The following is a 22,257-nucleotide window of genomic DNA, read 5'->3' as shown; positions in this document are numbered from 1 at the left end:
GGTCTATTCCTTCAAGTCTGAATTCATGCTGCTGTACGCCGTCCATAGCTGCATGCCGATGGCGCAGCGCTGCCCGTAGCCCCGGCCTGCGCACTGGCATGCATGGCATTCGGCATGGTGGGCCAGGTATGCGCGGTCAGACTCCCGCCATGGCGCAGCAGGCCAACGGTCGGGGCTGCTGGCCTGGGGCTGTGCAGTTGCAGGTGGTGGTGGTTCCGGCTCGGCCACGAATGGCGGTGCCGTCGCTGGCAGGGCAGCCGCCGCATAGCCTGGGCAGCGCTGCGCCTGCATGACCATGGTGCGCGCCAGGCTCGCATCGACAGCACGAACAGCTACACCAGCCGATTGCCAGTTGCCACAGCGCCAGGGCTCACTGGTTTGCAGGTGCCGACACTCCATGCAGGCGTGCATGCTGTCGCCCTCACGATCACACTGCACCAGCGTTTCGGCCAGCCGCTCGGCTTCGGTGTCGCTGGCGCCACGCCGCACGAACAGCGCCGCGCGCCGGTTGAACAGCGCTATCTCGCTGGTGTTCCAGGCGCTGCTGTGCGGCCAGCAATAGCTGTCGGGGTCGAGGGCTGCATCGTTCGCGGCAGGCTGCGACTTTTGCGACTCTGCGACTTTTGTCCCTACCTGCACCTCGAAAGTCGCAGAAGTCGCAGAAGTCGCAGGGGGGTAAGAGCGCGCCAGCAGGGTTTGAGGGTCAAACCACATGGTGATGCACCTCCCACGCCTTGCGCGCCTTCACGCCGTCAATCTCCGTCCCTGCCGGGCATGCGGTGATGTACCCGGCCTCGACAAGCTGCTCTATCGCCGCCATCAGTCGCGCCTTGTTGCGCAGTTGCGCAGGGCCAGCGTTGAGAACATCGCGGGTTCGGAATTTGCGCATGCCTCGCGCGTGTAGCCAGTTCGACAGCGCCTCGGCATCCTGCACAGACTGCGGTACAGCAGCTGCGCCACGAATGCGCAGCGCCTCGGCCAGATACCACTGGATCAGCACGAGGGCGCGCGTCAGGTGGTCAGCAGTAATTTCGCTGGTGCCCATGCCGCCCTCAATTGCAGCCAGTACGCCAGCAATGCGGCAGGCGTTTTCTACCGCCTTCGCGGTGCGGTCGCGCAGCTCGCTCAGGTCGTTCCCGGTCGCCATCAATGTTTCGAACTGGTTGCCCGCTTGCAGCGCCAATTGACCGGCCTCAGCCGACAGCGGCAGTTCCAGGGGATCAAGTTCTTGCGGGTTTTTCTCCGACGTGCGCGGCTCAGTCTCCAGCAGGCCAGACAGCACGGCAAACATGCGTTTGAGCTCGGGCCGCGCCCCTGCCCACTCGAATGCATCGGCGTGCCGCGTGCCGATAGTGGATTCAGGCCATGCCACCAGACAGCGCGCCAGCAGCCCCTGTCCATTGGCCAGCCGGTCGGACAAGAGTTTGACCATCACATCCCCTTGCGCCAGCTGGTGCAAGGCCATGCGTCGCCCGTACAGGATGCCCACGCCATCGCCAGCGCGCACGCGGTCGAAAGGCGCTCCGTCCCACATCTTTGACCAGCGCGTGATGGTCTTGAGGAAGTTGTCGCCGTTGAGTGCATGCCCGCCAATCAGCAGGCCGCCTTCGTCGCTGAAAAGCGCCACGCTCGGCTGCGCCATGGCCAGCAGCTTGTAGAGCCCTTCCGCCGTCGGGTCGGTCACAAACCGCAATGGCGCAATGGGTGCAACAGGCTTGTCTCCGACGGCTGCAACCGCATCGCGTATCTGCTCGGCGGTGGCCGTGCCTTTCTTGCCCTGGGTGGCAGCGGTGCGCGCCGCCTCGGTGGCCTTGCCCCATGCAGCCATATCGGCCTCATGACGATCCATGTCCTCTTGATAGGCGGCCATGGCGGTTTTTTCATGGGCCTTTGCCGCTCCGAGAACTACATCATCAACCGCGCTCTTGCGCTCGCCAGACTCGCCCACGGTCAGCAGGAAGAGCGATAGCGGCTTGCGCTGTCCCCATGGCAGTTGCACATCAAAATGCGCTTGCGCGGCCAGACTGGCAGCGGCCAGCACAGACTGGCAGCACAGCGCCATTGGTGCTTTGACCACTTCGTGAAGAGCTCGCGCAGCGGCACCCAGCACGTCGCCCAGCGCATCAACCGGGTATGCCTCGCCAGGTGGCAGTGGCGCGCGCAGCGGCTCGGGTGCGGTGGTGGCCGGGTCTATGTCGATACCGTGGGCCACGTCCTCCAATGGCGGAAAAACGGGATCAGCCACCACGGCCATAGCCACATCAAAGCACGCCTGCACAGCCCCCAGGCCGGCCCGCTGGTGCAAGTCGTTGAAGTCGGTGTCCTTGTCGCCGCGCTGCTCGCCAAAGTCAGGTTTTGTCAGGTAGCCACCTACGGCCCTTGCCGCCTCGGTGGCCTTGGTGATGCCCGGATTGCCGTCGGTAAAAGCATCATCGTCAGACGCCAGGATCAGGCGCAGCTTGGGGTACTTGCTGTGCAGTGCCTGGGCCACTTCCAGCAGGTTGCCCGCGTTCATTGCGCACGCTACGGCATGGCCGGTGGCCTCATGGATGCTGGCCCCGGTCGCAAAACCCTCGCACACGATCAGCAGCCCCTTGGGCTTGCCGATGCCAAAGTAGCAGCCCTTGATGCGCCCGCCCGGTTGAAAGCGCTTGTCCCCCTCGGGGCCGATGGCTTGCAGGCTGTGCAAGGTGGTTGACGCATCGCGCAGCGGGATCAGCAGCGCCTCGCCCTCGGCCTTGATGCCGTGGGGTTGAATGCCCTTGCGCACCAGGTACGGATGATCCGCCGGGGCCGGTAGCGCAGCTTCCCAGCGCTGCGCCGCCGCCGTCGCTGCATCCTGCTGGCGCTGGGCCTTGTCGGCTTCGCGCTGCTGCGCAATGGCCAGCATGCGCTGCTGGTGGGCGATGCGCTCGGCCTGGGTCATGGCCTGGGTGTCTTTGCTGCACCAGGTCTGAGATAGCCCGCTGCGCCAGCAACCAAAAGCGCCCGCTGGAACATCGCCATCGTCGTGCAAGACATACCAGCCCGATTGATCCACGCGCTTGCCGTTGGTGCTGAATCGGTACAGCGTGCCGTCGCCGTGGATTACCTCGGGCACTGGCAGGCCAGCGCCTGCAATGGCTTGTTGGAATTGTTCGGATGCGATCACAGCCGCCCCCCAATCTGCGCCAAAAACAGCGCGGCATCGTGCAAGCTGGGCAGGTAGCGCACCAGTCCCCAGCGCTCGGCCCAATAGGTGGTTGCGCCGTCCTTGGGCGTCACGCTGTGCAGGTGGTGGCCTTGCTGCGCATAGGCTCTGCGCAGGGCGTGAAAATCCCTGTCGGTAGCGATAGACTGCGCCGTGTTCGGAGCGCTCGATTCTGCTTTGGTGGGGTCGGGCGTTTTCTTTGGGGTCATGGCCTCAGCTCCCCGCCTGTTGCATTGAGCAGTGTCTAGCGATCCAGGCGCGCACGTCGCCCACTTTCCATGCTGTCACCCGATCCGACAATTTGACGGGCTTGGGGAAAGTGCCCGCCTTCACCTTGCGCCACAGGGTCGGGGCGCTGAAGGGCAGGGGTGCGGGGCTGTCGGGGCGCTTGGGGCTTTGCACCAGTTGCGACTCACGAATGAACGCGCTGTCGGGCAGGGTGTCGAATGAGGGAATTACGCTGGGCGCGGTTTGCCCGGACTTTGAATAGTCCTTGACTGTGTGCATAACGTCCTCCAGTCACTTGCCGATGGCGGCAATGAGGGCGTCGATTTCACTGGAGCGCCACATGGCTGTGCGCGGGCCGGTCTTGATGGGTGAGGGGTATTTGCCGCACTTCACGCCCGCATACCAGCCGGAGCGGGACACAGGAAAGCGGGTCAGCACTTGCGGCAGGCGCAGCAAGGTTTCAGGGTGATAGACGTTTTGGGCCATGGCTGGCCTTTCTATAAGCAGGGCCAAGAACAATCCCGTACCCGTGAACAGGTCGCTCGTATGCGGCCAGTTCTATAGAATCTCGGTTTGTCTCCCCAGACAGTCCTCGATCCTTCGGGATTGGGTACTAGAAAGCCTCCTTGTGTTCAAAGCACTTGGGGGCTTTCGCCCTTTGTGCCGTTGCATCCAAGCAGGTGCGCCAATCCTAAGGGATGAAACACCGCACAGCGGTTGCGGCAGCCCCACCCCACCCCAACAATCAAAAGCACGTAATTCGTTGTATACAGCTTGTACTTGCTGGATCGATGTTTTATGTAAGTCATTGATTTATAAGAATATTTCCGGCGTGTCTGCATGTTGTCTAAGAAGAACACGAACAAGCCTTCGTTCATGTCGAAGTCGTGCATCTTGTTGTCGTCGCGCATGTCATAGAAAAAGGCCCCAAAGGGCCTTGCTGTGAATGTGGGTGTTCACGCGGCTTTGAACTGGATCACGTCCGCCCCGATGCGCAGTTTGTCCAGGTAGTCCGCCCAGCGCTGCATCATGTCCCGCCGTGCTGGTAGGTGTGCCGTGCGGTTGTAGGCCCGCCCATTGGCATCCTTCACCGCGTGGGCCAGTTGGTGCTCTATCAAGTCCACGCGCTCGCCCAGCACTTCATCCATGATGGTGCGTGCCGTTGCCCTGAACCCGTGGGCTGTGTGAACCTCGTTGCTATAGCCCATGCCGCGCAGCGCTGCATTCACCGTGTTCTCGCTCATAGGGCGTTCGCCTGTGCGCAGGCTGGGGAACACATAGCGGCCATGCCCGGTGATGGGGTGCAGGCTTTGCAAAATCTCCACGGCCTGCCGCGACAGCGGGACGATGTGGTCATTCTTCATCTTCATCTTGCTGCCGGGGATGCGCCACTCTGCTGCTTCCAGATCAATTTCGGCCCATTCGCCGGTGCGCAGTTCGCCGGGGCGCAGGAACACCAGGGGCGACAGCTTCAGCGCTGCCACGCTGTAGGGGTGCCCGGTGTAAGCGTGGATGGAGCGCAGCAGCTCGCCCAGCTTTGCCGGGTCGGTGATGGCGGCATAGTGTTTTTTCTCTGCGTGCTGGAATGCGCCGCGCAGGTCGGTGGTCACGTCCCGCTCTGCCGTGCCCTCGGCCACCGCATACCGAAACACTTGTCCGCAAATTTGGGCGATGCGCTTTGCGCTGTCGATCACGCCCCGCGCTTCCATCTTGCGCACCACGGCCAGCACGTCACGCGGCCCGATACTGGTAATTGGCATTTTTCCGATGTACGGGAACACGTCCTTGCGTAGCCATGTCGTTACCTTGTCCTGCGTGATGGCGGCCCGCTTTGCTGCCGTGGCTTTGAGCCATTGCTCTGCCACCGCCTCAAAGGTGTTTCCTGCCGCTGCCGCCTTGGCTTGCTTTTCCTCGCGCTTGGCAATGCCGGGGTCGATTCCGTCCGCCAGCAGCTCGCGTGCTTTTTCGCGCCGCTGTCTGGCCTTTGCCAGTGATACCTCGGGGTACACGCCCAGCGCCAGCGTTTTGCGTTTGTCGGCAAAGCGGTAATCCATGCGCCAGTATTTGCCGCCCGCATTCACCAGCAAGTACATGCCGTTGCCATCGCGGTGCTTGTCGCCAGCAGGTTTGCCACTGTGTTTTGCGTTCTTGGTGAAGGTATCTGTCAGTGCCATGAGTCCCTCCCGTTTGGCGGTATGCCGTTTGGCGGTATTTCAAGATACCGTCAAAAATACCGCTTTTTTGGCGGTATGTCATGTTACGGGGTGATATGGCTTGAGACAACAAAAAACCCGCGATGCTAGGAGGCATGCGGGTTTCTGAGGTGTTGTGAGACAGTGTGATTCGGTCACTTGGTCCCCTCGACAGGAATCGAACCTGTATCTAGCGCTTAGGAGGCACTCGTTCTATCCATTGAACTACGAGGAGCGGCAGGCCAGGATTGTACGCGTTCAAACGCTTCCATTTTGATAGCTGCCTGCGCTTGATGGACGGGCGCTACAGGCCAATTTGGCCTAAATCCTTCGGCCTTCAGTCGAATCGCCGGGTGTAGATCAGATCCAGAGCCGCTTTCTCGCCTGTCTGGGCGCGCAGGGTCAGGTGGCGTGAGAGGTCGTAGAAGATGTACAGCGTGCCCATGGCGCCCGAGAGGCTGCGCTCGTAGCTCAGGTACAAGTCCTGGGACAGCCGCTTGCCCAGGGTGAGGGCGGCGCTGCTGGCGCCGTTGCTGCCGTCGGTGGTCTGGACGCCGAGTTCGTCCAGCCCGAGACGGCTGGCCAGGGGGGCTGTGGGGCTCGTCCCTTTGCTGCCCAGCAGTGCCCATGCGGCCTGCTGGAGCAGCACTGCTTCGGCAGTGCCGCTGGAGGCGCTGCGGCCCAGCACCACGAGGGCCAGTTTTTCGGCATCCGGCCGCTCCGGGTCGGCGTACAGGCGCACGCGCGGGGCCTGTGCCGTGCCTTGCACCTGCACGCCCGCCCGGGTGCTGATCTGGGGGCGCAGGGCCAGGATGTCCAGCGCTGGGTTGTCGTAGGCGCCGTTGAAGCGGATCAGCCCGCTCTCCACGTCCAGCATCTGGCCCCAGGCGCGGTAGCGGCCCTGCACGGTGCGCACCTCCCCGGTCACGCGCAGTGCAGCGCCCCCCGGCCCGCCACTTTGCACCTCCACCTGCCCACCCAGGCGGGTGGTGATGCCGTGGCCCTGCACGGCAAAGTCATCGCCCAGATCCAGGCGCAGCTCCACCTGGGCGGCAGGAAGGGTGCGGCGTGCAGGGGCCGCAGCGTCCCTGCGGGGGGCATCGTCCGCACAGTGCACCACCACGTCGCTGCCCAGGCGGGGGGCGTTCGCGTCCGGCAGCAGCAGGGCGGCGCGGTCCGCGCGCAGTTGGCCCTGCAGGCGCACCTGGCCCTGGGCCAGGGTGGCGCGCACCTTGCCGGACACGCTGGCCTGGCGGTCCGCGCGGGCCAGCACCTGCAGGGCGTGGGCCTGGGCGTTCAGGTCCATGGCCAGGCCTTGGCCTGCGGCCCAGGTGACATGGCCCTGGGCCTCCAGGCGCCCGCCATCGCGTGGTGGCGGTGTGCGGTTGCCGCTGTAGCCGGGGATGTGGGCGCCGCCGCCGGGGCTGCCGTGCAGCTGCAGTTCGGTGATCGCGATGCGGTCGCCCTGCAGCGTGGCGCGCAGGCGGCCGTCGCGCAGGTCCACGCCGTCCAGCACCGAGCGCAGCGCAAAGCCATCAGCCGCCAGCTTGCCGTGCCAGCGCGGCTGGCTGCGCGTGCCCGACAGGGTGGCCTGCGTGTCCAGCGTGCCCTGCACACGCCAGCCCGGCGGCGCCAGGGCCGACCACACGCCCAGTTGCGGCAGTTGGGCGTTCATCTGCGCTGCCACGGGGGCTTGTTCGGGCCAGAGCCAGCCCTGGTCCGTGCGCGCGATTTGTGTGGATGCCTGCAGCTCCAGTGTGCCTGCGCGTGCGCTGTCCCAGTGCAGCTGGGCGCTCAGGGTGGTGCCGTCGGTTTCCAGCTGCGCGGCCAAGGCGCGCACCCCTGCGGATTGGGGTGCGGCGCTGGTTTCGATCAGGGGCAAGGGCAGGTCGCCGCTTTCGTGCTGCAGGCGGGCGTCCAGGCGTGGTCGGGCGCCGCCTTCGGTGTCCCAGCGGCCCTTCAACAGCAGGGGGGCGACGCCTTGCGCCGTGGCAGGCCATGGGGTGCTTGATGGGGGCGCAAGCGCGGCCAGCCAGGCCAGCGGCAGGCCCTCCAGCGTGCCACGGCTCTGCCATTGCCAGGGCTGGGTCGGGTGCGTGCGCAGGCGCTGGCGCTCCCAGCGCAGCAGCGTGCGGCCGGGCTGGGGCCCGCTGAGGTGGGCCGAGCCCGCATCCGCCTGCAAGGCCAGTGTGGGGCCGGGCTCGGTGTGCAGCGCCAAGGGCAGCGGTTCGGCCAGGGCCAGCAGCCAGGGCTGGCCTGCGCCTGCCGCTGTGGGCTGGGCCGTCAGTTGCAGGGTAGCGATCTGGGCGTGCCATGCCGCAGTGGCGGGGGAGTCGCCCGCTGGGGCCTTCTGGCCGCCGCTCAGGCGCGTCTGCAGGCGCAGGCGCTGGCCTTGGGTGAGGGCCTGGGCGTCCAGGTCGAGCTGGGCTTGCGCGGCGTTACCGTTGAAACGGGCCTGCACATCGCGCCATTGCACGGTGGTGGCCGCTGGGTTGTCCGCCGCGCGGGTCATCCATTCCAGACGCGGGGCGCTCAGCGTGGCTTCGAGCTGGGGTGGGGGGCTTGGGGCATTGCGGCCAGTGCCCGTGGGTACTGCCAGGCCGTCTTTCCAGCCCCCTTGCCAGCGCATGTCCAGCCGGGCCTGGCCCTGGGCCGTGCCCGCATCCAGTGCGCCGGGTGGCAGGCCGGGCAGGCTGCGCAGCCAGGCCTGCACCTGGGCTGCCTGCTGCACGTCCACCTGGGCCTGGCCTGCGCCGCTGTGGGCGCTCCAGTGCCCGCTGGCCTGGGCGCTGGCGCCGGGCAGCGCCAGGGTCAGACGGCCACGCGCCTGGGGGGCATCGGCCCAGCGCAGTTCCAGCCCTGGGCTTTGCACACGGGCCTGCAGGGCTTGCAGGTCCAGGCGGTCGATCTGCAAGGTGCGGTCGTGCCAGCGGCCCTGGGCACGGGCATGGTCCAACCGCAGGCCCGGCCCAGGCGCTGTGCGGCGCGCGTCGGCCTGTAGGTCCACGCGCCAGTCCAGGCCCGTGGCGTTCTGCCGTGCCAGCAGCGATCCACTGAGGGGCTGTGGCGCCCAGGCGCTGTGCAGCAGAGCGGGGTTGAAGGCGTGCAACTGGGCGCCGCCTTCCAGGGCCTTGTCCGCGGGGTGGTAGCGGCCTTGCAGGGTCATGTGGCCGCTGCCTGCCTGCAGACGGGCCTGGGCCAGCTCCCACAGCGTACCGTCGTAGTGGGCGCTGGCTTGCAGGGCCTGCAGGGGCAGGCGCTGCTGGTCCCAGGGGCCGTGCTGCGGGTTGCTCAACTGGGCCTCGATCTGCCAGCCCGCACCTTCGGGCTGCACCTGCACGTTGCCTTGCAGCGCGGTGTGCGGTGCCTGGGGCCACAGAATGGCCAAGTCCAGCGCCTGTAGCTTGGCTTGGGCCTGGCGCAGTGGCTGCGCGGCCCAGGGCGCGATGGTGGCGTCGATCTGGGCGGTGGAGTGCGTGGTGGGGGCGTGTGCTGTGTCGGGCTGCAGCCGGGCCTGCAACCGCAGCAGGGCATCGGCCCCGGCCAGAGGGCCTTGCAGCCGGGCCTGTGCCTGAAGGACCAGGTCCTGCCCGGTTGGCGTGGTGGTGTGCACCTGGCCTTGGGCTTGCACGTCCAGTGCCATGGGGGCCTGTGCCTGCAGCGTGCCACTGGCCTGGTAGCGGCCCTGGGCCACCTGCAACTGGGCGAGCTCCAGCCGGTGCGTGCTGCCGTCGTACCCGTAGTGGGCTTGCAGGTCTTGCGCGAGGGGCTGGCCGTTCCAGACGATCTGACCGATATGCGCTGGCATGTCCACGCGCAGGGGCAGGCCGAGCTGTGTTGGCGCGGTTGTGTCGCGCTGGGCAGCGCTGGGCTGGGGGGTGTGGGTCAGCGCAAGCTGTGCGGCCCGCAGGCGGCTGAGCACCACGCGGCCTTGCAGGAGCGTGGCAAGGTCCCAGGCGATCTGCACGTCTTGGGCCTGCACCTGCAGGCCGGGGCCGCTCCAGCGCAGCGAGGCCATGCGGCCCCCATGGCGCAGGCTGCCCTGCACACCCTGGGCCTCGATCTGTTGGCCTGCGGGCAGCAGCGGGGTGATCCATTGCACCGCCGTGGCCAGTGAGCCGGGCAGGTGCAGCCACACGAGCAGGGCCGTGCAGGCCAGCAGCACCAGGGCGCCCGCGCGCACCAGGGCGTGGCCCAGCAGCGGTAGCAGCCAGGGCTTGCGCTGCGGCGGTGTGCTGGCGCTTGCGCCCTGGCCAGAGGCGGCTGCGTAAGGGTTGGGGCCGCTGGGCCGGCTCGCGCCAGCGGCAAACACCTCGGGGCTGGGCGCGCTAGTGTAGTGTTTCACTCTGATTGAGGCGGGTGGGGTGCGGCGCGGCATGGTGCCCATCAGAAGCGAAAGCCCAGGCGCAAGTGCAGGCGCAGCTTGCGCTCCTGCACGCCGTAGGCCAGGTCGGCCTGCACCGGCCCCACCGGGCTGCGCCAGCGCAGGCCTGCACCCACACCCACGCGGGCGTGCAGGTCGCCAGGCTGGTCGGCCACGGCGCCTGCATCCAGAAACAAGGCGCTTTCCCAGTCCGACGGGGCGCCATCCAGCACCAGGGGGTGCTGCCATTCCATGCTGCCCACGACCAGGTAGCGGCCGCCGGTGGTCTGGCCTGCCGTGGTGCGCGCGCCAATGCTGTGGTAGCCGTAGCCGCGCACTGTGGTGTCACCACCGGTCACGAACAACTGGCTCACCGGCACGGGCGTGCCATCGCGCGCCAGAACGGCGCCGCCCTCGGCGCGCCAGGCGATGCGCGCCCTGGGGCCGGGCTTCGTGGCCTTGCCGACCTGCCCCAGCGGCTGGTAATGCAGCCAGCGCACCAGTGCGCGTACGTAGGGGTCGCGCTCGGGGCGCAGGGTGTGGCCCAGGCCCAGTTCCCAGGCCAGGCCCCAGCCGCGCGTGGGGTTGGTGGGCTGGTTGAAGTAGCGTCCCGTCCAGGCGTAGTGCAGGCCCAGGGCGGCGCTGGAGGGAGGGGCGCCGACGCCCTGGCTGTCTGCGCTGTCGTATTGCAGTGCCAGGGAGCGGTCGATGCGTTGGCTGCTCTTGGCGCGGCCTGCGCGCAGGCGGCTGCTGTGCACCATGGTGCTGCCCGTGGCATCGCGCTGCACCAGGGCGCCGGTGAACCAGCGCCAGCCGCTGTCGTGCGGCAGGCCGGTCCAGTCGGTGGTCAGGGACTGGGTGTTGCGGTCCCAGCCGATCTTGCTCAGGGCGCGCCAGCCCAGCCAGGGCAAGCGGTTGTGTGTGTGGTCCACCGACAGGCGCAGGCCGCTGTCGGTGGAGGCGCCCACGCCCAGCACCCATTTCTGCAGCGGTGCTTCTCGCACCTGGGCCAGAACGGGGGCGGAGAGCGGGTCTTGCACTTCGGGCGCGAGGCTCAGGAACACGGCGTCGAAATAGCCGCTGTCGGCCAGGCGCTGCTGCGCGTCGAGCAGGGCGGTTTCGTCGTAGGTGCTGCCCAGGGGCAGGCGGGCGATGCGGTGCACGGTGTCGCTGCCATAGCGCTCGCTGCCCTGCACCTGCAGCGCACCAAAGCGGTACAGCGGGCCGCTGTCGTAGTGCACGGCCAGGCGTGCTTGGTGCTGTGGGGCATCGATGTCGGCGCGGCTGTGGGCGATGCGTGCCGCCGGGTAGCGCCGCGTTTGCAGCGTGCGCAGGCCCTGCTGTTTGGCGTTGTCCCAGGCGTCCTGGGTGAAGGGCTGTCCACTGGGCAGCGTCCATGCCGATTGCAGGCCTTGCTGCAGGCGCTCGGCACCGGGGGCTTGTGCGCCAGGGCCTTGCAGGCGGATGTCCACCTGTGCAACCTGGGTGCGGGGGCCGGGCTCCACCTGCACGCGGATGTGTTGTGCGGTGGGGCTGCCTGGGGGCGCCTGCGTCAGCAGCACCTGCACATCGGGTGAGAAGTAGCCCTGGGTGGCCAGCAGTTCGCGGGCGTTGGCGGCGGCGGCATCGCGCAGGCGTTCGAGCTCGTCGGCACGCAGGTCGGGCAGGTGGCGAAAGCGTTGCAGCTCCAGGTGCTGTTCCAGCAGCGGGCGCAGCGCATCCGGGGCCTGGACGCGCACCTCAAAGGCCAGGGGTGTGCCGGGTTGGCCTTCCGGGTCCGCGTCGTTCGCGCGGGGCCAAAGGCTGCAGCCCGTCAGCACCAGGCAGAAAAACAGCAACGCCGACCATCGGGCCGGCGTCGGGGCGTGGCGTGGCATGCGGCTATTTTGACAGCAGGCGCATGGTGTCTTCGAGGCCTTTGAGTGACAAAGGGAACATGCGGTGGCCCATGAGCTGCTGGATGATGCTGATGCTCTGGCGGTACTCCCACACGCCCTGGGGCTCGGGGTTGACCCAGGCGTAGCGGGGGAAGGCGTGCGTCAGGCGCTGAAGCCACTCGGCCCCGGCTTCCTCGTTGTTGTATTCCACGCTGCCGCCAGGCTGCAGGATCTCGTAGGGGCTCATGGTGGCGTCGCCCACGAAGATGAGTTTGTAGTCCTTGTTGTACTTGCGGATGATGTCCCAGGTGGGGAACTTCTCGGCAAAGCGGCGGCGGTTGTTCTTCCAGACGAAGTCGTACACGCAGTTGTGGAAGTAGTAGAACTCCAGGTGCTTGAACTCGGCCTTCACGGCACTGAAGAGTTCCTCCACGCGCTGGATGTGCTCGTCCATGGTGCCGCCCACGTCCATGAGCAGCAGCACCTTCACGTTGTTGTGGCGCTCGGGCACCATCTTGATGTCCAGAAAGCCCGCGTTGGCCGCGGTGCTGCGGATGGTGTCGGGCAGATCGAGTTCCAGCTCGTGCCCTTCGCGTGCGAACTTGCGCAGGCGCCGCAGCGCGACCTTGATGTTGCGCGTGCCCAGCTCTTGTTGGTCGTCATAGTCGCGGTAGGCGCGCTGTTCCCACACCTTGACGGCGCTGCGGTTCTTGCCCGCACCACCAATGCGCACGCCCTGCGGGTTGTAGCCGCCGTGACCAAAGGGGCTGGTGCCGCCGGTGCCGATCCACTTGTTTCCGCCTTCGTGGCGTTCTTTCTGCTCTTCGAGGCGCTTTTTCAGCGTCTCCATGAGCTCGTCCCAGCCCATTTTCTGGATCGCGGCCTTTTCCTCGGGGCTCAGTTCGCGCTCCAGCACCTTGCGCAGCCAGTCGGCGGGGATCTCCTTGGTGAAGTCGGCCACCATTTCCACGCCCTTGAAGTACGCCGCAAAGGCACGGTCGAACTTGTCGAAGTGCTTTTCGTCCTTGACCAGCGCGGTGCGCGCCATGAAGTAGAAATCGTCCAGGCTCCAGGCGTCCTCGGAGCGCGGCCCCACCACGCCAGCCTCCAGCGCTTCGAGCAGGGTGAGGTACTCCTTCACCGATACCGGGAGCTTGGCGGCGCGCAGGGTGTAGAAAAAATCAATCAACATAAAAATAGCCTCTAGCGCCCGTCAATCCTGCGCATGGCGCTGCAAAAGGTATAGCAACTGTGCGCGGGCCTCGGGCCATTCGCCGCTGCGCATGCTGTACATCACGGTGTCGCGGATGGTGCCGTCGCGGCGCAGTGCATGGCCGCGGATCACGCCGTCCTTCCTGGCGCCCAGGCGTTCGATGGCGCGCTGGCTGGCGAAGTTGAAGTTGTCGGTGCGCCAGCCCACCACGTGGCAGGCGAGCTGGTCAAAGGCGTGCCCCATCATCAGCAGCTTGGCGGTGGTGTTGACGTGGGTGCGCTGCACGCTCTTGCGGTACCAGGTCCAGCCGATCTCCACGCGGCGCACGGCCGGCAGGATGTCGTGGAAGCTGGTGCTGCCCAGCACCTGGCCGCTGGCGTCGTCCAGCACGGCAAAGGCAAAGCGGTGGCCTTGGGCACGTCCCTCCAGCGCGGTTTCGATGTAGGCGCGCGTGTCCTGCGGCTCGGGCACCGAGGTGATGCGCAGCTTCCACAGTTCTCCGTCGGCAGCGGCATCGGCCAGACCCGCTACGTGTTCCAGGCCCAGGGGCTCCAGGCGCACGTTGCGGTCTCGCATCACAACGGGTTGAACAAAACTCATGCGTTGGCTCCGATGTCAGTTTTCCATATCGCGTACATCATCCGTGGCCCCTGAGACTGGCGCTGCCCCCGCCAGGGCTCCCGCGCAAGGGCCGCCCCGCCGCGCTGGGAGCGTCCCCCTTCCCGAATTGCGCAGCAATTCGAGAGAAGGGGGATGGAGCGAAGCGACACAGGGGGATGCTCTTATCTGTTCCTCTGGTTCATGAACACCAGCTTTTCGAACAGGCTCACGTCCTGCTCGTTTTTCAGCAAGGCTCCCACCAGCGGCGGCACCGACACCTTGTTGTCGGCGCTTTGCAGGGCCGACAGCGGAATGTCTTCGGCCACCAGCAGCTTGAGCCAGTCCAGCAGCTCGGAGGTGGAAGGCTTCTTTTTCAGGCCCGGCAGGTTGCGCACGTCGTAGAAGGTCTTCATGGCCACCGAGAGCAGATCGCCCTTGAGCGTGGGGAAGTGCACGCCGACGATCTGGCGCATGGTGTCGGGCTCGGGGAACTTGATGAAGTGGAAGAAGCAGCGGCGCAGAAAGGCGTCGGGCAGTTCCTTTTCGTTGTTCGAAGTGATGAACACCAGCGGACGGTGCTTGGCCTTGATGAGCTCGCGCGTTTCGTAGCAGTAGAACTCCATGCGGTCGAGCTCGCGCAGCAGGTCGTTGGGGAATTCGATGTCGGCCTTGTCGATCTCATCGATCAGCAGTGCCACCGGGCGGTCGGCCGTGAAGGCCTGCCACAGCACGCCCTGCACGATGTAGTTGCGGATGTCCTTGACGCGCTCGCTGCTGCCTTCCAGCTGGCTGTCGCGCAGGCGGCTCACGGCGTCGTATTCATACAAACCCTGCTGCGCCTTGGTGGTGGACTTGATGTGCCACTGCAGCAGCGGCATGTCCAGCGCCTGGGCCACTTCCTCGGCCAGCATGGTCTTGCCGGTGCCGGGCTCGCCCTTGACGAGCAAGGGGCGCTGCAGTCGGATAGAGGCGTTCACGGCCAGCATGAGGTCCTGGGTGGCGACGTAATTCTGGGAGCCTTGGAATTTCATGAAAATAAATGCGGTATCGTTGACAAATGGGCTTGACAGGTGCTGGCTATAATAATTTTCAGCGCCTGGGCCCCAGGGTTCTCTTCCACAAAGATTGTGCTCGCAAAATGAAAAAGACGCTCCACATGCTCGTTGCCTTGGCTGTCGCTTGCGGGACCGCCGCCATCCACGCCCAGGAGGTGCAGGGCAACGTCCAGGCCGGTGAACAAAAGAATGCCATGTGCATCGGCTGCCACGGCATCGTGGGCTACCAGTCCAGCTTCCCTGAAGTGCACAAGGTGCCGATGATTTCGGGCCAGAACGCGGCCTACCTGGCTTCGGCGCTGCAGGCCTACCTCAAGGGCGAGCGCAAGCACCCCACCATGCGCGGTGTGGCCATCTCGCTGACCGAGCAGGACATTGCCGATCTGTCCGCCTACTATGCCCAGCATGGCAAGAGCGGCACCGAGTTGCCCGCGGCACCCAAGCGCCAGCCCGATGCCCGCGTGGCCGCGCTGCTGCAAAAGGGCGCCTGCGTGTCCTGCCACGGCGACAACTTCGCCAAGCCCATCGACCCGTCCTACCCCAAGATCGCCGGCCAGCATGCCGACTATCTGTTCGTCGCCCTCAAGTCCTACAAGGAAACCGGCAAGAACGCCTACGTGGGCCGCAGCAACGGCGTGATGGCAGGCGTGGTCGGCCAGTTCTCCAACGACGAGCTCAAGGCGCTGGCGCAGTACATCGGCAAGGTGCAGGGGGACCTGCAGGTGGTGCCGCAGCCGCGCTTCCGCTGACCCTCCCTCGCGCTTGCCACGGGCGCGCCAATACTGACACGCCGAGGTGCGACATGCTTGTGGCTTGCAGCCCTGCTCCCTACAATGGCAGGCGCATGAAACCGCTGGCCCTTGAACCCCATCATTCAACGCCCAGATCCTTTCGGGTCGGGCCGGGGTGGGCGCAGTCCATCGCCCCGGTCGCAGATTCCTAGGCCCGGCGGCTCTTCTCTCACAGACGTCATCCAATCCCCGCCGGGCACATCCTCGTCCGGTGCAGTGGCATGCGCGCGCCGCCCTGGCCCGTTGCCACAGATGCCTTTCTTCCGCGCGAGAGGTGGATGACGCAGACGATGACGCTGAGGCGTCCCGCCCATCTGCCCGAGAGGAGTTCCCATGCGCATCCAGAACATTCTGGCCCTGACCGATTTTTCCACCCCGGCCGAGCACGGCCTGGACCGGGCGGCGACGCTCGCCGCCACCCATGGCGCGCGGCTGCGCGTCCTGTATGTCTGCGAAACGCCGCCGCTGCAACTGGCCGATCCGGCGGCTCGGTTGGAACAGCGCGCGCGCCAACTGGCGCGGCGCCATGGTGTGCCAGTGACTGCGGTGATCGGCACGGGTCGGCCGCTGGACGATTGCCTGGCCGAGGCCGAGCGAGCCGATCTGCTGGTGGCGCACGGACGCATGCACCGTCCCTGGCCCGTGCCGCCCTGGCGCACGCTGCTGTACCCGTTGTTGCGCCGCTGTCCCTGCCCGGTGCTGGTGGCATGTCGTCCGCCGCAGGGGCCTTATGCACGGGTCCTGGTGGCGGTGGATTTCTCTGCGGCATCGCGCCCACTGGTGCGCTACGCGGGCGATTTCGAGACCGGCGCGGCCCTGGAACTGTTCCATGCCATCGACACCCACGATGAAGCCCGGCTGCGCAGCGCCGAGGCTTCAACGGCTGCCGTGCAGGCCTACCGGCGCGAGGTGCTGCAGTACGCGCAGGAGCGGCTGTACCGGCTGTCCAATGTGTTCGATGCTCGGCGCAACCGTGTCGGCACGCTGATCGGCCGGGGCGACCTGGCGCGTCAACTCACGGTACAGCAGGAAAGCGCCGACGCCGATCTGGTGGTGCTGGGCCAGGAGCACCGCTCATGGCTGATGGAACTGCTGCGCGGCAGCGTGCCGCGCCGTCTGCTGGCGGGCGGCCTGGAGAGCGACCTGCTGGTCGTGCCCCATGCCTACCTGGGCGTGGTGCCCGGTGGCGCGCAGCCCGCCCGTCCGGCGGGGCGGCTGACGGCATGACGTGGTGCGCTCAGTCGCGTGTTGCCCGGCGTTGGACAGCGGCGACATAGGCATCGCCATCGGGCGGGCGGCCCGAGCGTTGGCTGTCCCACAGCATCTGGCCCAGGCATTCCATGGTGGCGTGGTGCGCGTCGTGCAGGGAATCCAGGCGCTTGGACAGCAACTCCACGGCCTGGCGGATGCCGCGCGGCTGGTCGATGCTGCACTGCTCGCTGATGGACAGGTGCATCGACAGGTGCAAGAAGGGATTGGTGCGGTCCGGCGTCTCGTCATAGTTGCGCGCCACGGCGGCGTCCGCATCCGCGAGTTCGGCGTGGTACTCGGGGTGCTCGGCAATCCACAGGCTGGCCAGGGTCTCTATGGCTTCCATGGGCGCGCCCGCACGCGCCTTGGCATGGGCTGCGCAGAAGAAGCGGCGGACGTCGGCTTGGCTGGGCTGGAACATGGCGGCAGTGTAGCGGTGCAGCGGGCCATGCGGGGTGCGCCCCGTGCATGGGCCTGGGCATGGAGGGGCAAACCGGCTTTCAGACCCGCCAGGCGGGCAGTTGCCAGTTGCGCCACACGGCCAGGCCGCGCAGCCCCGCCGTGATGGCCACGCAGGCCACCAGCGGCATCCATTCACTGGTGTGGATTTGGCGCAGCGCCACGTCGGCCCAGCCGCCCGCGAAGGCGCACAGTGCGTAGGGGCGGTGGTCGCTGAAGGCCTGGGGCACTTCGTTGCACAGCACGTCGCGCAGCACGCCGCCAAACACGCCCGTGATCACGCCCATCATCACGCCAATGATGGCGGGCATGCCCACGGCCGTGGCCACATCCACCCCCACGGCCGCAAACAGGCCCAGACCGATGGCGTCGGGCAGCAGCATGGCGCGCTCGGTGGGCTCGAAGTGGCGGTGGCGCATGAACAGCATGGCCGCCAGGGACAGGGCGAGCACACCCCACACAAACTCGGTGTGCCGCACCCAGAAAAAGGGGCGCTGGTCCAGCAGCAGGTCGCGCAGGGTGCCGCCGCCAAAGGCGGCCACAAAGGACACCACGCACACGCCCACGACGTCCAACCGCTTGCGTGCCGCGGCGATGATGCCCGAGAGCGCAAAGGCCGCCGTGGCCGCGATTTCCAGCAGCAGGCGCAGGGTGTGGAGCCAGTCGGAGGGGGGCATGGAACAGGGCGTGAGCGAGGGTGTCATTGTCGCGCACGGCCTGTGGGCTGCGCCGGGGCTTGCTAAGATGCCCCGCTCAATTTGAGCTTGTGGCGGACGGTTCCCATGGATGTGCAGACTTGGTTGGCTTTTTTCGTGGCTTCTTGCCTGATTGCGATCTCGCCCGGCTCGGGGGCCGTGCTGTCCATGAGCCACGGGCTCAACTACGGGGTGCGCAAGGCGGGTGCCACCATCCTGGGCCTGCAGTTGGGGTTGTTGCTGGTGCTGGTCATTGCCGGGGCGGGCGTAGGCTCGCTGTTGCTGGCGTCCGAGTGGGCGTTCAACCTGGTCAAGGTGCTCGGGGCGTGCTATCTGCTGTACCTCGGGTTCAACCAGTGGCGTGCAGGTGAGGCGTCACCCCTGCAGGAGCAGGAGGGTGGGCCTGCGGGCACCTGGAAGAAGCGCTGCCTGACCGGTTTTCTGACCAATGCCACCAACCCCAAGGGCATTTTGTTCATGGTGGCCGTGCTGCCGCAGTTCATGACCGACGCGCGCCCGCTCTGGACCCAGTTGCTGGTGATGGCCGCCACCACGGTGGTGGTCGATGTGACCGTGATGCATGGCTATGCCGCCGGTGCCAGCGCATTGCGCCGGCTGACGCGCAGTGCCCGTGCCATGCGCGTGCAGAACCGCGTGTTTGGCGGGTTGCTCATGGCGGTGGGCGCCGGGCTGTTCTTCGTCAAGCGGGGAGGGCAGCACGCGTGATGCTGTTGCTATAAAAACAATAGCTGCTTGCGCTTTATCCATAAGCGCTAATGGCACTTTTTGTTGTTTGTTCGCAAGGAGATCGGATCATGCCGGTGGTGGTCATAGCCAATCCCAAGGGTGGCGTGGGCAAGTCCACGCTGGCGACACATGTGGCGGGGTACTGGGCACGCAAGGGCCATGCGGTGGCGCTGGGCGATGTGGATCGTCAGCAATCCGCGCGCCTCTGGCTGGGCCTGCGTCCGCCCCAGGCGCGCCCCATTGCGCTGTGGGATACGGGTGATGGCGATGCCATCGCCAAGCCGCCCAAGGGCATCCACGCCGTGCTGGACACGCCCGCAGGCCTGCATGGCTGGCGGCTGAGCGATGCCCTCAAGCTGGCCGACAAGATCATCGTGCCGCTGCAGGCCAGCATCTTCGACATCTACGCCACGCGCGACTTCCTGGACCAGCTGGCCACCCATCGCCGCGCCGGTCATGCGCAGGTGGGCATCGTGGGCATGCGGGTGGATGAGCGCACGCGTTCGGCCGAGCAGCTCCACCATTTCGTGGATGGGCTGGGCCTGCCCGTGCTGGGCACGCTGCGCGACACGCAGAACTACGTGCACCTGGCGGCGCACGGGCTCACGGTGTTCGACGTCACCCCTGGCCGCGTGGCGCGCGACCTGGAGCAATGGGATCCGATCACCGCATGGCTGGACGCCTGATGCCCTGCTGTCGCACGCCAGACAAGGCCCGTGGGGCGGCGGCGCTACATTGCGCCCATGAAAACCTTTCGTTCCTACACCGAAGTGAGTGCCTGCGTGGGCCAGGAAGTGGCCGTGACCGACTGGATCACCATCACGCAGGAACAGGTCAACCAGTTTGCGCAGGCCACGGGCGACCACCAGTGGATCCATGTGGATCCCGAGCGCGCCAAGGCCGGGCCCTTTGGAGCGCCCATTGCGCATGGCTTTCTTACGCTGTCGCTGATTCCGCGTTTCTTCGATCTGGGCATCCAGATCGAGGGTGCGCGCATGGGCGTCAACTACGGCCTCAACCGTGTCCGTTTCACCGCGCCGGTGCCCGTGGGCAGCCGTGTGCGCGCCCGGCTGACGCTGCAGGCCACCGAGGCGCTGGCGCCCGATGGGCTGCAGATGACCTGGCTGGTGACCGTGGAGCGCGAGGGGGCCGACAAGCCCGCCTGCGTGGCCGAGTCGCTGTCGCGCAGCTACGGCGCGCCTGTATAAGGTGCCAACCCCCTGAGCGGCTGCGCCGCTTCCCCCCGCTCTCGCATCGCTGCGCGTTGCGGGCAGGGGGACGCCACCAGCGCGGCGGGGCGGCCCTTGCGCGGCGGCCGCTGGCCTTGGCCGCGCCCAGTGCTGGGCGAAGGGGCTGAGCGATGGATCGCCTGCAGGCCATGAGGGTGTTTGCCCGCGTCGTGGACGAGGGGGGGTTTGCCGCAGCGGCGCGGGCGCTGGACATGTCGCCCCCGGTGGTCACGCGCATGGTGGCGGATCTGGAGCGCCACCTGGGAACGCGGCTTTTGCAGCGCACCACGCGCAAGGTGGCGCTGACCGATGCGGGCCAGGCCTACCTGGAGCGTGTGCGCGCCATTTTGTTCGACATCGAAGACGCCGAGGCCCACGCCGCTGCCAGCACCCGCGAACTGCGCGGCAGCCTGCATGTGCTGGCGCCGCCGGTGCTGGCCACCTACTTTCTGGCGCCGCTGGTGGCGCCCTGGCGCGCGCGCTATCCGCGCCTGCTGCTGGACATTGCCACCGACAACTACGTGGCCGCCCGCGTGGACGAGTTTGACGTGACCTTCATGGTGGTGCCCGAGGACTACGATGGCAACATCGTGGCGCGCAACCTGTTCCAGGGCGAGGCCGTCGTGGTGGCGTCCCCGACCTACCTGCAGCGCATGGGCGTGCCCCAAACGCCCGCAGACCTGGGCCACCACCAGTACCTGCGCGACAGTGCCATGGCCATGCACAACCCTGCCGGACGCAAGCTGCGCCTGCAGCATCTGCAGGGTCAGTTTGCGGCGCAGGAGGTGGATATGCCGCATGTGGCGCTGCAATCGGTCAGCACGGAGCTTTTGCTGCGCGCCGCGCTCGACGGTGTGGGTGTGGCCGTGATGGCGCGCCTGCTGATCGAGCCCTACCTGGCCAGCGGCGCGCTGGTGCATGTGCTGCCCGATTGGATGTATTCGCGCTACACCGTGTATGCCGCCCTGCCCACGCGGCGCATGGTGCCTGCGCGCACCAAGGCCTTCCTCGATTTTGTGACCGAGCAGGTGCCCGAGGCGGTGGCGCTGCAGCGCGCAGCGGCGGGCCTGGTGAACTAACTCAGGGGTTTCCGGGAGGCGCGGCAAAGCCGTTCTGGCGCCAGGCCTCGAACACCGTGACGGCCACGGCGTTGGACAGGTTCAGGCTGCGCTGGCCCGTCAGCATGGGCAGGCGCAGTTGCTGCGCGGGGGCAAAGGTCTCGCGCAGCGCAGGGTCCAGGCCACGCGATTCGGCACCAAACACAAACCAGTCGCCGGGCTCAAAGTGCGTTTCGTGCACCAGGCGTTGGCCTTTGGTGGTCAAGGCAAACATGCGCTGCGGGTCGGGGTGGTGCGTGGCCAGCAAGCTCGCCCAGTCGCGGTGGCGCAGCACGCGGGCGTATTCATGGTAATCCAGCCCGGCGCGGCGCATCAGGCGGTCTTCCATCGAAAAGCCCAGCGGCTCGACCAGGTGCAGCGTGCAGCCGGTGTTCGCCGCCAGGCGGATGGCGTTGCCCGTGTTGGGCGGGATCTCGGGTTCGACCAGGACGATGTGGAACATGGGCGTATTGTCTGCGCTGTCGTGCGTCATTCGGGTGGCGGCGTGCGTGCAAACACCAGGGCTGACACCGTGCTGGCACCTGCCTGGCGCAAGGCCAGCGCAGCGGCCTGCAGCGTGGCGCCGGTGGTCATCACGTCGTCCACCAGCAGCACGCTGCGCCCCTGCAGCGCGGCGGCGCGCAACGGGTCCACCGCCAGTGCGCCCTGCAGATTGCGCAGGCGCTGCGCGCGGCCCAGGTTGCTTTGGGCCTGTGTGTCATGCAGGCGCAGCAGCAGTGTGGCGTCTGTCTTGGCGGGCGCCAGGATGCGGGCCAGCAGCAGTGCCTGGTTGAAGCCGCGATTGCGCAGGCGGTGGGCAGACAACGGAATGGGGAGGACCCAATCGGCGGCATCCATCAGTGGTTCGGCCCAGGGCGTGCTGTGCAGCAGCCGGGCCAGGGTGGGCGCCCATGCGGGGTCTGCCTGAAACTTGTATTGCCCCACGATGCCCGCCCAGGGGTAGGCGTAGTCCACGGCCGCCACGCAGCGGTCCAGCCCCAGGGGTGTGCGCAGGCAGGTGCCACAGCGCATGCCTTCGGGGGCATGGCCGCTGGCGGGCAGGGGCAGGGCGCAGCCGGTGCAGCGCGCCTGCGGCTGGGCAAAGCGTGCGGCACAGGCATCGCACACGCGGCGTGCGGGCCAGGCATGGCAGATGGCGCACTGGCTCGGCAGCCATGCACCCAGGCGGCGCAGGGTGGTGCGCAGCATGGAGGGCGAAGGGGTATGCATGATCGTGTCCAATATAGGGCAGGGCGCAACAAACGGTTGC

22 protein-coding genes and 1 tRNA gene are annotated in these 22,257 nt (G+C 66.9%); 6 read left to right on the top strand and 17 right to left on the bottom strand.

The genetic code is table 11. The annotated features are described in order from the left end of the window. Positions 1–3 precede the first annotated feature (3 nt). The 13 genes from GWK50_RS15670 to GWK50_RS15610 form a co-directional block, all read right to left on the bottom strand. A complete protein-coding gene (locus GWK50_RS15670; RefSeq protein WP_162017293.1) occupies positions 4–714 on the bottom strand; it encodes a hypothetical protein in 711 nt (236 codons plus the stop codon). Then, complete coding sequence (locus GWK50_RS15665; RefSeq protein ID WP_162017292.1) at positions 704–3,151, bottom strand: DUF3987 domain-containing protein; 2,448 nt, start codon at positions 3,149–3,151, stop codon at positions 704–706. The genes GWK50_RS15670 and GWK50_RS15665 overlap by 11 nt, the downstream gene beginning before the upstream one ends. Further along, positions 3,148–3,399 carry a hypothetical protein gene (locus tag GWK50_RS15660; protein WP_162017291.1) on the bottom strand — a complete coding sequence of 84 codons (252 nt, stop codon included), beginning with the start codon at positions 3,397–3,399 and terminating at the stop codon, positions 3,148–3,150. The genes GWK50_RS15665 and GWK50_RS15660 overlap by 4 nt, the downstream gene beginning before the upstream one ends. A 4-nt stretch (positions 3,400–3,403) precedes the next feature. Beyond that, positions 3,404–3,697: an AlpA family phage regulatory protein gene (locus tag GWK50_RS15655; protein ID WP_162017290.1), complete on the bottom strand. Its 294-nt coding sequence runs from the start codon at positions 3,695–3,697 to the stop codon at positions 3,404–3,406. Between the two features lie 12 nt (positions 3,698–3,709). Further along, the gene (locus GWK50_RS15650; RefSeq protein ID WP_162017289.1) at positions 3,710–3,904 is read right to left on the bottom strand and encodes an AlpA family phage regulatory protein; all 195 of its coding nucleotides are present in this window, start codon (positions 3,902–3,904) and stop codon (positions 3,710–3,712) included. A 146-nt stretch (positions 3,905–4,050) separates the two neighbouring features. Beyond that, positions 4,051–4,311, bottom strand: a complete 261-nt coding sequence (locus tag GWK50_RS15645) for a hypothetical protein (protein WP_162017288.1) — start codon at positions 4,309–4,311, stop codon at positions 4,051–4,053. A gap of 63 nt (positions 4,312–4,374) precedes the next feature. After that, positions 4,375–5,592: an integrase arm-type DNA-binding domain-containing protein gene (locus GWK50_RS15640; protein WP_162017287.1), complete on the bottom strand. Its 1,218-nt coding sequence runs from the start codon at positions 5,590–5,592 to the stop codon at positions 4,375–4,377. A gap of 178 nt (positions 5,593–5,770) precedes the next feature. Beyond that, positions 5,771–5,845: transfer RNA gene (locus GWK50_RS15635), tRNA-Arg, on the bottom strand. Between the two features lie 102 nt (positions 5,846–5,947). Continuing rightward, positions 5,948–9,955, bottom strand: coding sequence for a translocation/assembly module TamB domain-containing protein (locus GWK50_RS15630; RefSeq protein WP_242455401.1), 4,008 nt, complete (start codon positions 9,953–9,955; stop codon positions 5,948–5,950). 41 nt (positions 9,956–9,996) lie between these two features. Continuing rightward, positions 9,997–11,850, bottom strand: a complete 1,854-nt coding sequence (locus GWK50_RS15625; RefSeq protein ID WP_162017285.1) for a BamA/TamA family outer membrane protein — start codon at positions 11,848–11,850, stop codon at positions 9,997–9,999. Positions 11,851–11,854: 4 nt separating this feature from the next. Continuing rightward, positions 11,855–13,042, bottom strand: coding sequence for a VWA domain-containing protein (locus GWK50_RS15620; protein WP_162017284.1), 1,188 nt, complete (start codon positions 13,040–13,042; stop codon positions 11,855–11,857). A 21-nt stretch (positions 13,043–13,063) separates the two neighbouring features. Then, on the bottom strand, positions 13,064–13,663 hold the full coding sequence (locus GWK50_RS15615; RefSeq protein WP_162017283.1) for a GNAT family protein: 600 nt from the start codon (positions 13,661–13,663) through the stop codon (positions 13,064–13,066). Between the two features lie 182 nt (positions 13,664–13,845). Then, positions 13,846–14,694: a MoxR family ATPase gene (locus GWK50_RS15610; protein ID WP_162017282.1), complete on the bottom strand. Its 849-nt coding sequence runs from the start codon at positions 14,692–14,694 to the stop codon at positions 13,846–13,848. A 107-nt stretch (positions 14,695–14,801) separates the two neighbouring features. Here GWK50_RS15610 and GWK50_RS15605 point away from each other — a divergent pair, with 107 nt between their 5' ends. Beyond that, positions 14,802–15,467, top strand: coding sequence for a c-type cytochrome (locus GWK50_RS15605; RefSeq protein ID WP_162017281.1), 666 nt, complete (start codon positions 14,802–14,804; stop codon positions 15,465–15,467). A 375-nt stretch (positions 15,468–15,842) separates the two neighbouring features. Beyond that, on the top strand, positions 15,843–16,736 hold the full coding sequence (locus GWK50_RS15600; protein WP_162017280.1) for a universal stress protein: 894 nt from the start codon (positions 15,843–15,845) through the stop codon (positions 16,734–16,736). Between the two features lie 10 nt (positions 16,737–16,746). On the opposite strand, the gene GWK50_RS15595 is transcribed toward GWK50_RS15600, so the two are convergent. Next, complete coding sequence (locus GWK50_RS15595; RefSeq protein ID WP_162017279.1) at positions 16,747–17,181, bottom strand: DUF1841 family protein; 435 nt, start codon at positions 17,179–17,181, stop codon at positions 16,747–16,749. A gap of 79 nt (positions 17,182–17,260) precedes the next feature. Continuing rightward, positions 17,261–17,896, bottom strand: coding sequence for a trimeric intracellular cation channel family protein (locus GWK50_RS15590; protein WP_162017278.1), 636 nt, complete (start codon positions 17,894–17,896; stop codon positions 17,261–17,263). Positions 17,897–18,001: 105 nt separating this feature from the next. On the opposite strand from GWK50_RS15590, the gene GWK50_RS15585 reads away from it, so the two are divergent. The 4 genes from GWK50_RS15585 to GWK50_RS15570 all read left to right on the top strand — a co-directional run bounded on the left by GWK50_RS15585 (position 18,002) and on the right by GWK50_RS15570 (position 20,969). Continuing rightward, positions 18,002–18,640 (top strand): LysE family transporter, encoded by a 639-nt coding sequence (locus tag GWK50_RS15585; RefSeq protein WP_162017277.1) that lies wholly within the window; start codon positions 18,002–18,004, stop codon positions 18,638–18,640. An 89-nt stretch (positions 18,641–18,729) separates the two neighbouring features. Then, positions 18,730–19,347 carry a ParA family protein gene (locus GWK50_RS15580; protein WP_162017276.1) on the top strand — a complete coding sequence of 206 codons (618 nt, stop codon included), beginning with the start codon at positions 18,730–18,732 and terminating at the stop codon, positions 19,345–19,347. 57 nt (positions 19,348–19,404) lie between these two features. Beyond that, entirely contained in the window at positions 19,405–19,869 is a 465-nt protein-coding gene (locus GWK50_RS15575) for a MaoC family dehydratase (protein ID WP_162017275.1), read from the top strand. Positions 19,870–20,021: 152 nt separating this feature from the next. Further along, positions 20,022–20,969 carry a LysR substrate-binding domain-containing protein gene (locus GWK50_RS15570; protein ID WP_162017274.1) on the top strand — a complete coding sequence of 316 codons (948 nt, stop codon included), beginning with the start codon at positions 20,022–20,024 and terminating at the stop codon, positions 20,967–20,969. A gap of 1 nt (position 20,970) precedes the next feature. Here the strand turns inward: GWK50_RS15570 and GWK50_RS15565 are convergent, their stop codons facing one another. Together GWK50_RS15565 and GWK50_RS15560 are read right to left on the bottom strand one after the other, a co-directional pair. Continuing rightward, positions 20,971–21,450: a tRNA (cytidine(34)-2'-O)-methyltransferase gene (locus GWK50_RS15565; RefSeq protein ID WP_162017273.1), complete on the bottom strand. Its 480-nt coding sequence runs from the start codon at positions 21,448–21,450 to the stop codon at positions 20,971–20,973. A gap of 26 nt (positions 21,451–21,476) precedes the next feature. Further along, positions 21,477–22,217, bottom strand: a complete 741-nt coding sequence (locus tag GWK50_RS15560; RefSeq protein WP_162017272.1) for a phosphoribosyltransferase family protein — start codon at positions 22,215–22,217, stop codon at positions 21,477–21,479. Between the last annotated feature and the right edge of the window lie 40 nt (positions 22,218–22,257).

Source organism: Acidovorax sp. 210-6, from assembly GCF_010020825.1.
GTDB lineage: Bacteria > Pseudomonadota > Gammaproteobacteria > Burkholderiales > Burkholderiaceae_C > Simplicispira > Simplicispira sedimenti.
Note: the sequence above shows the minus strand (reverse complement) of the source record. Positions and strands in the feature narration are given on the sequence as shown.